The sequence below is a fragment of the Lutibacter sp. genome (assembly GCF_021647475.1).
Lineage (GTDB): Bacteria > Bacteroidota > Bacteroidia > Flavobacteriales > Flavobacteriaceae > Lutibacter.
Genome location: NZ_JAKIUR010000082.1, coordinates 1 through 8,027, shown reverse-complemented (window position 1 = coordinate 8,027; position 8,027 = coordinate 1). Strand labels below are relative to the sequence as shown.

Here is an 8,027-nt window from a genome sequence, read left to right as displayed (position 1 = left end):
TGGAAAATTTAACAGATTGGTTGCATAATATGGTAAATCAAATGACTCCAAAAACCATTAAATCAATCACTGGAAATCATCACTATATAAATGCTTTTAATGCGATATTATAAAATTAAATTGGTATTAGAAGGTATTTGGGCTTTAGTTTCAATAATAGGTTTGCTAAAATATTTTAAAATCCTATAAATCAGATAGGTAATTACTTTCCGATACAAAAATTAGCAAAAATATTTCCAAGTAAATCTTCTGTAGTAACTTCACCAGTTATTAAACCTAAATTGTGTAAGGCTTCATGAATGTCAATAGCCAATAAATCAGAGCTAATATTTTCATTTATTCCCTTTTGTACATCATTTATGGCAATAAAGGCATTGTTTAATGCTTCAAAATGACGCGAGTTACTAACAATAGTTTCATTATTACTTAATGCTCCGGTATTTGATAAATTTATTAATTTAATAATTAATTCATCAATTCCTTTTTTTTGTTTTGCCGCAATAAATAAAAGCTCAAAACTTTTAAATATTTTCTTTGTTTCTTCTATTATTTTACTAGAGGCTAAATCTACTTTGTTTGCAATCAGCAATATTTTTTTATTAGGATGTTTCGTTTTAATTTTCTCAATTTCAATTAATAAGCTGTTTAAATCTATTTTTTTATTTTTAATTGATTCTAAATCGAATAAATAGATAACTAGTTGAGCTTGTTCAATCTTCTCAAAAGTTTTTTGAATACCAATGTTTTCAATAAAATCTTGTGTAGTTCTAATTCCTGCCGTGTCAATAAATCTATAAGTTACACCTGCAATAATTAGCTCATCTTCTATAGCATCTCTGGTAGTGCCAGCAATATGACTTACAATAGCTTTTTCTTCATTTAAAAGTGTATTTAATAACGTTGATTTTCCAACATTTGGTTCGCCTACAATAGCTACAGGAATACCATTTTTAAGCACATTTCCTACAGCAAATGAATCAATTAGTTTTTTAAGAATTTTGTTGATTTTATTAACTAAATTGGTGAATTCTGTTCTATCGGCAAAGGCAACATCTTCTTCTGCAAAATCGAGCTCTAATTCTATTAAACTTGCAAAATTTATTAATTGATTTCGTAAATTTTCTATTTCATTACTAAATCCACCACGCATTTGTTGCAGTGCAACTTTATGAGAAGCTTCTGAGTTTGAGGCTATTAAATCGGCTACAGCTTCTGCCTGACTTAAGTCCATTTTTCCATTTAAAAAAGCACGTAAAGTAAATTCTCCAGGATTTGCATTTCTTACGCTATTTTTAATGAATAATTGTATAATTTTTTGTTGAATATATACTGAGCCATGGCAATTTATTTCTACTACATTTTCGCCAGTATAAGATTTAGGATTTTTGAAGATAGATACTAAAACTTCATCAATAATATGATTATTATCTACGATGTTTCCTAAGTGAATGGTATGAGATTTCATTTTAGTTAAATCTTTCTTTCCAAATTTTGATTGGAAAAAGCTATTAACTATTTCAATTGATTTTTCACCAGACAATCTAATAACCGCAATTGCTCCAACACCCGATGAAGTAGCTAAAGCAATTATAGTATCATTATTATTCATTTCTTATTTTATTGCAAAAATACAAATTGTTTAGCCGTGAATGGATTCTTTATTTCCTAAATTTTTCATGAGTTCAGCTTCAAATTTCAATAATTCTTGCCATTTTTTATCTACTTCTGAACGTTCTCCATATTTCCTTGCAAAGTTTAAAAATAGACTATAATGATTTGCTTCTGAAACCATTAAATCTCTATAAAATTTAGCTAAGTTTTTATCTTCCAAGTTTTCTGATAACAATCTAAATCGTTCGCAACTACGAGCTTCTATTAAAGCGGCATATAATAATCTATGTACTAATTGTGTGGTTCTACTTCCTCCTTTTGGGAAAAACTTTATAATCTTATTTACATACCCATCTTTTCGATCTCTTCCTAGGCTAATTCCTTTAACTTGTAACTTATCATGTACTAATTTAAAATGACTCATTTCTTCTTTTACAATATTAACCATTTCATCAGCTAAATCTGAATATTCAGGAAAGCTCATAATTAATGAGTTTGCAGTTGCTGCTGCTTTAAGTTCACAATGAGCATGATCAATTAAAATTTCATTAATATTTTTTTCTGCAATGTTAGCCCATCTTGGGTCTGTAGGAAGTTTTAAACCTAGCATTAGTTATCGAATTTATATTTAAGTTTTTGCAAGCTTTCATCAGCACCCACTAAGGTAATTACGTCTCCTAATCGTAACCTTGTGTAGCCGTGTGATACTAACAATTGTCCTTTTCGTTTTACTGAGAGTACTAAAACATCTGATGGTAAACGCAAATCGCGTAAGCGAATTCCATGAATGTCTTTATTTCTTATTTCTATATCAATTGAATCTTGGCCAGCATCCATTCCTAATAATAATGAAGTTGCATTTGGTGACCGAACAAAGTGATCTAATAAACTTACCATTGCTGTTGCAGGATTAATTATTAAAGTTCCAAGTTTATGAAATTTTTCAAAGTGATTTCTGTCATTTAACCTGACAATAACCACTTTAGTACCAATATTTTCATAAATATAGGTTGCGATTTCTAAATTTTCTTCATCAGAAAGCAATAATACAATTGATTCATAAAGTTTTAAATTTATTTTTTCTAACTCTTTTATTGAAAGTGATTTTAAACAAATTAGGTTAAACTCTTTATCTATCGTATTTTCTGATTTTAATTGAGCAATATTAACTTCCCAATTGTTTTGTTTTAATTGATTAGCTAAAGCTAACGATTGATTTTCAAATCCAAAAATAATTGCATTTTGATTTTCAGGGTTGCTTGTTTTATTGGCTTTCAAATGACTTTCGTGTAAATAATTTAAAGACCATTTAAATAATGGAGGACCAATTAATTGGTTCATTACAATTACAGCAATAACAATAGTTTCAAACTCGTGTCCCCAAGTTGGGAATTCCTGTGAAACAATAGTAGCTAATCCTAGTGCAACTCCAGCCTGAGTTAAATAGGGCATCCAAGCAACTAAGGCAAATTTATTTGGGTCTTTTGCTAAATAAACTCCTGTAAAACCACTTATAAACATGGTGATTAACCTTAAAAAGAAAAATCCTAAAGCTATATTAAATACGTTTATGAGTGTGTGAACTGATAGTGAAGCACCAGTTAGCGTAAAAAATATGATGTAAATAATCGGACTTATTTCTTTTAAAGTTTTTGAAAATTCAATTCTGTGTTTACTATAATTAGTTAGTGCAAAACTTGCAATTATACAAATTAGTAATGGCTCTAATGTGAATTCTATGTGAAGAAGTTGATGAGCTTCAATAGTAATTAAATGGGAAAATAAATAAATTCCATATCCAATTAAAATTACGGCAATTCCTTTAAATTGTTTGTCTGCTTTTGTTAAAAAAGGTAAAGCTAGTAATTTTCCAAACAGCAATCCTAATCCAATAGAAGTAGCTATTTCTAAAAGTAGAATTATAAAAAAGAATATATTTATTGGCTCATTATTAATAAAAGCTTTGGCAATAGAAATACTAATTGCAAATAAAATGATTACCAAAACATCTTTTATAACCGTAACGCCCATAACCGTTTTAGTAAAAGGACCATTTGCACGTAATTCATCAATAACTGCTATTGCAGATGAAGGAGACCTAGCTACAAAAATGGTTGCAAAGAGTATGGAAACAGCAATTTTGTGTGTGCTTGGCATAGTTGCCATAAATGGAATTAAATCTGCAATAAAATAAATAGTTACGGAACTTAAAATAAATGTTATAAAAAGCTGACTTATCGTCATCCATTTTATGCTGTTTATTCTACTTCTAAGTTCTTTTAAATATAACTCTGATCCAGCAGAAAAGGCAATAATTGCCAAGGCTATTTCATTTAAAAAATTTAATTCTTTTAATGCTTTTGGTGGAATAAAATTTAAAAAGGAAGAACCAGCAATAATTCCTGTAATTATTAATCCAGTAATTAAAGGGAATTTATTTTTTTGAAAAAATTTAGCAATTTGATTTGCAGCTATAGCAACTAAAAAAAAGCCAATTAAAAAAGTTATGATTAATTTTATGCTCAAAATAATATTGGGTATTAAAAATTAAACGTCTAAATCAAAAGTTTTTTTAAGTAATACAATGTCACTATTTTGTTCTTTTAATTTTTGATATTTTTCTAGGGATGTATATGCGTATTTTTTGGTTGCCTTTTCATTTACATTTATGGTAATTTTAATTTTAAAATTATTAAGTTTTTCTCTTAAATATTTTAATAATGGGTTTAATCCTACTTTTAATTGTTTTTCCATTACAAAATTAGGTAGCTCAATATAAAAATTTTGTTCTTTAATAACTGGCTTATTTGCAGCCATTACTGCAGCTAAACTATTTTTTCCTTTTTCTTTTAGTTTATCAATGTAGGTTAGCCATAATCTTAACCCTTCATTTTCACCAAAATCATCGGTTGGTAATCCTTCAATTTCTTCAAAATCTACTTCAATTTTTTCAATTTCTTTTTTGTGATTTACACTTTTTAACGAGAGTGGTGAAGGTCTTCTATTTTCAATTTTTAAATCAGGTTTAGCTAATTGTTTTTTAGGCTTAAGAATTTCTTTAATTATAGGTTTAGTTATTTTTTTTGAGATTGTACTTTTTGAAACTAAATTAGGATTAAAAACTGAATTATTTTGGGTTTGAAAGTGTAATGCTGCAATTATGTAGGGTTTGTTATTTTTTTTTTCTCCATCAAAAGTGATAGAGGCTAGTTGCATTATAGTAAGTTCAATTAACAATCGCTGATTTTTACTGCTTTTATAATTCAAATCGCATTGATTTGCAAGTTCTATTGCTTGAAGTAAAAAACGTAAATCACATTTTTCTGATTGAGAGAGGTATTTCTTTTTTGCATTATCACCAACTTCTAATAATGTTATGGTTGATTTATCCTTTGCGACTAATAAATCTCTAAAATGTGAAGCTAAACCAATTATAAAATGATGACCTTCAAATCCTTTGGCTAAAATAGTATTAAAATGAACTAATAACTCAGGAATTTTATTTTCTAAAATTAAATCTGTAGCTGTAAAAAATTCATCATAATCTAAAACGTTTAAGTTTTCTGTAACATCTTTTCTAGTTAAATTAGTTCCTGAAAAACTTACAACTCTATCAAATATGGAAAGTGCATCTCTTAATGCACCATCTGCCTTTTGAGCGATAATATGCAATGCATCATCATCTGCTGTAATTCCTTCTTGTTTGGCAATTTTAGTAAGATAATTTTTAATATCTAGCACTCCAATTCGTTTAAAATCAAATATTTGACAGCGAGATAAAATGGTAGGAATTATCTTATGTTTTTCGGTAGTTGCTAAAATAAAAATAGCATGTTCAGGTGGTTCTTCAAGCGTTTTTAAAAAGGCATTAAATGCAGCAGCAGAAAGCATATGAACCTCATCAATAATATATACTTTGTACTTACCTGTTTGAGGAGGAATTCTAACTTGATCTGTTAATTCTCTAATTTGATCAACTCCATTATTGGAAGCTGCATCTAATTCAAAAATATTAAAAGCAAAATCTTCATCAGGAGCAGTATTGGTTGCCTGATTAATTTGTTTTGCCAAAATTCTGGCACATGTAGTTTTACCAACGCCACGTGGACCTGTAAATAAGAGAGCTTGTGCTAAATGATTACTTTTTATAGCATTTTCAAGCGTGTTTGTTATGGCTTGTTGACCAACAACATCTTTAAAAGTTTGTGGTCTGTATTTACGTGCTGATACTATAAAATGCTCCATACAATCAAATTCGTTTACTGCAAAAATATAAAAATCAATTTAACTTTTTAGTTTAAAAAGATTATTAATCAATATCGTACATTTTATTATATAAATGTTTATATTTTGCAATAATTTCATTTCTTTTTGGTTTCATTGTAGGGGTAAGTAAACCATTATCAATTCCCCATATTTCTGGAGTTAATTCAAATCTTTTAATAGTTTCCCATTTACCAAAGTTTTTGTTGCCTTTTTTCATTTCTTTTTGAATTCTTTTTATAACATGAGGATTTCTAATTAAATCTTCATTATTTCCTAAAATTGGTTCATGATGTATTCTAGACCAATTTCGTAAAAATTCAAAATTTGGCTGAATAATTGCCGTTGCCATTTTTTGTCCTTCACCAACTACTATAATTTGTTCAATAAAACGAGATTGTTTCATTTCATTTTCAAGAAGGGCTGGTACAATATATTTTCCACCGGAAGTTTTAAAAATTTCTTTTTTTCTTCCAGTTATTTTAAGAAAGCCATCAGCATCAATTTCACCTTTATCTCCTGTGTGAAAATATTCTCCGGTCATTACACTTGCTGTTTTTTCAGGATCTTTATAATAACCTTTCATTACGTTTGGACCTTTTACTAAAATTTCACCATCCTCAGCAATTTTTACTTCAACATTTCTAATAGGTTTACCAACGGTTCCAATTCTCATTAAATGATCTTTATACATATTTACGGAAACTACGGGTGAGGTTTCTGTAAGTCCGTATCCTTCCATTACATGCATTTTAGCGGCGGTAAATATTCTTGCTAATCTTGGTTGTAGTGCTGCACTACCCGAAACCATAGTTCTTAAATTGCCTCCTAAAGCTTCTCTCCATTTACTGAATATTAGCTTATTGGCAATTGCTAATTTTTGATGATAAAACCAACCATTTTTTCGGTAAGGTTCATATTTTAATCCAACTTCAACCGCCCAAAAGAATAGCATTTTTTTAATACCCGTTAATTCTGTTCCTTTAGTAATAATTCCGTCATATACCTTTTCAAGTAATCGAGGAACAACTGACATAAGAGATGGTTTTACTTCTTTTAAATTTGCTCCAATTTTATCAATTGATTCTGCAAAATAAATTGGAGTTCCTGAATATTGATACAAATACAACAGCATTCTTTCAAAAACATGGCAAACAGGTAAAAAACTTAACACTTTCATTTCACCTTCCATAGGTAATCTAGGGTAACTATCAATTACGTTACTTACTAGGTTAGTATGAGAAAGCATAACACCTTTTGGTCTTCCAGTAGTTCCTGAGGTATAAATGATAGTAGCTAAATCATCTGGTTTAACCTTACTTTTTAATACTTCTACTTCTGGTTGATTACTTTTATCCTTTCCTAATTCTAAAACTTCTTCCCAGTTTTTACAGTTTTTAATAGTTTCAAAAGAATAAATTTCTTTTAAGCTTGGAACATTATCTATTATAGAATTAGCTTTTTTAAATAATTCTTTATCGGATAGAAAACAATAAGTTACTTCAGCATGATTGAAAATATATTCATAATCATCTTTAGAAATAGTTGGGTAAATAGGAATGTTTAAAGCTCCTAATTGCGTAATTCCTACATCTAGTATATTCCATTCTGTTCTATTACTTGATGAAATCACTGCAATTTTATCACCAGGTTTTACCCCAAGTTTTAATAATCCTCTACTAATGGCATTAGCTTTGTCAAGATATTCTTGAGTTGAAGTAGATACCCAGGTTCCATTGTATTTGGTAGTTAAAGATTCTTTTAAATTATATTTTTCTAGTTGGTAGTATGCGAAATCGAAAACTCTAGTTACTTTTATCGACATTTTATTTAGTTTGTTTTGTGTCTCTGCAAAGTATAAAATTTATAAGGATTTTGCAATAGCTTAATCAGATATGTTATTACTGTTACTTAAAAATGTATAAAAATCAAAAAATGATAATTATTGATGCTAAATTATTTATTTTATTTAGAATTAGTTAATTAACCCGTTGTGCATTATTATTACTTTTTAAACTTACTGTTACGTCAATTCCTTTAGATTAGCAAACTGATAAAAACATTTAAATTTGTTAAAAGAAAAAGAATGGGGTGAACTAGGTCAGTTCGTAGTTTTTGATAACTAACACTCGTATTAGTCCCCATTCTTTTAA

General features: G+C 28.5%; 5 protein-coding genes. All 5 read right to left on the bottom strand.

Going from position 1 to position 8,027, the window contains the following annotated elements; all coding sequences use genetic code 11:
• Positions 1-202: 202 nt before the first annotated feature.
• Positions 203-1,609 (bottom strand): tRNA uridine-5-carboxymethylaminomethyl(34) synthesis GTPase MnmE, encoded by a 1,407-nt coding sequence (gene mnmE, locus L3J60_RS12910; protein WP_291975976.1) that lies wholly within the window; start codon positions 1,607-1,609, stop codon positions 203-205.
• 30 nt (positions 1,610-1,639) lie between these two features.
• Positions 1,640-2,221 carry a tRNA-(ms[2]io[6]A)-hydroxylase gene (locus tag L3J60_RS12905; protein WP_291975975.1) on the bottom strand — a complete coding sequence of 194 codons (582 nt, stop codon included), beginning with the start codon at positions 2,219-2,221 and terminating at the stop codon, positions 1,640-1,642.
• Complete coding sequence (locus L3J60_RS12900; RefSeq protein WP_291975974.1) at positions 2,221-4,137, bottom strand: cation:proton antiporter; 1,917 nt, start codon at positions 4,135-4,137, stop codon at positions 2,221-2,223. The genes L3J60_RS12905 and L3J60_RS12900 overlap by 1 nt, the downstream gene beginning before the upstream one ends.
• A 21-nt stretch (positions 4,138-4,158) precedes the next feature.
• On the bottom strand, positions 4,159-5,856 hold the full coding sequence (gene dnaX, locus L3J60_RS12895) for a DNA polymerase III subunit gamma/tau (protein WP_291975973.1): 1,698 nt from the start codon (positions 5,854-5,856) through the stop codon (positions 4,159-4,161).
• 64 nt (positions 5,857-5,920) lie between these two features.
• Complete coding sequence (locus L3J60_RS12890; protein ID WP_291975972.1) at positions 5,921-7,699, bottom strand: long-chain fatty acid--CoA ligase; 1,779 nt, start codon at positions 7,697-7,699, stop codon at positions 5,921-5,923.
• Between the last annotated feature and the right edge of the window lie 328 nt (positions 7,700-8,027).

Excerpts from the sequence above, each read along its gene's own strand:
- L3J60_RS12905 (WP_291975975.1), bottom strand. The coding sequence starts at position 2,221 with ATGCTAGGTTTAAAACTTCCTACAGACCCAAGATGGGCTAACATTGCA.
- L3J60_RS12890 (WP_291975972.1), bottom strand. The coding sequence starts at position 7,699 with ATGTCGATAAAAGTAACTAGAGTTTTCGATTTCGCATACTACCAACTA.
- mnmE (WP_291975976.1), bottom strand. The coding sequence starts at position 1,609 with ATGAATAATAATGATACTATAATTGCTTTAGCTACTTCATCGGGTGTT.
- dnaX (WP_291975973.1), bottom strand. The coding sequence starts at position 5,856 with ATGGAGCATTTTATAGTATCAGCACGTAAATACAGACCACAAACTTTT.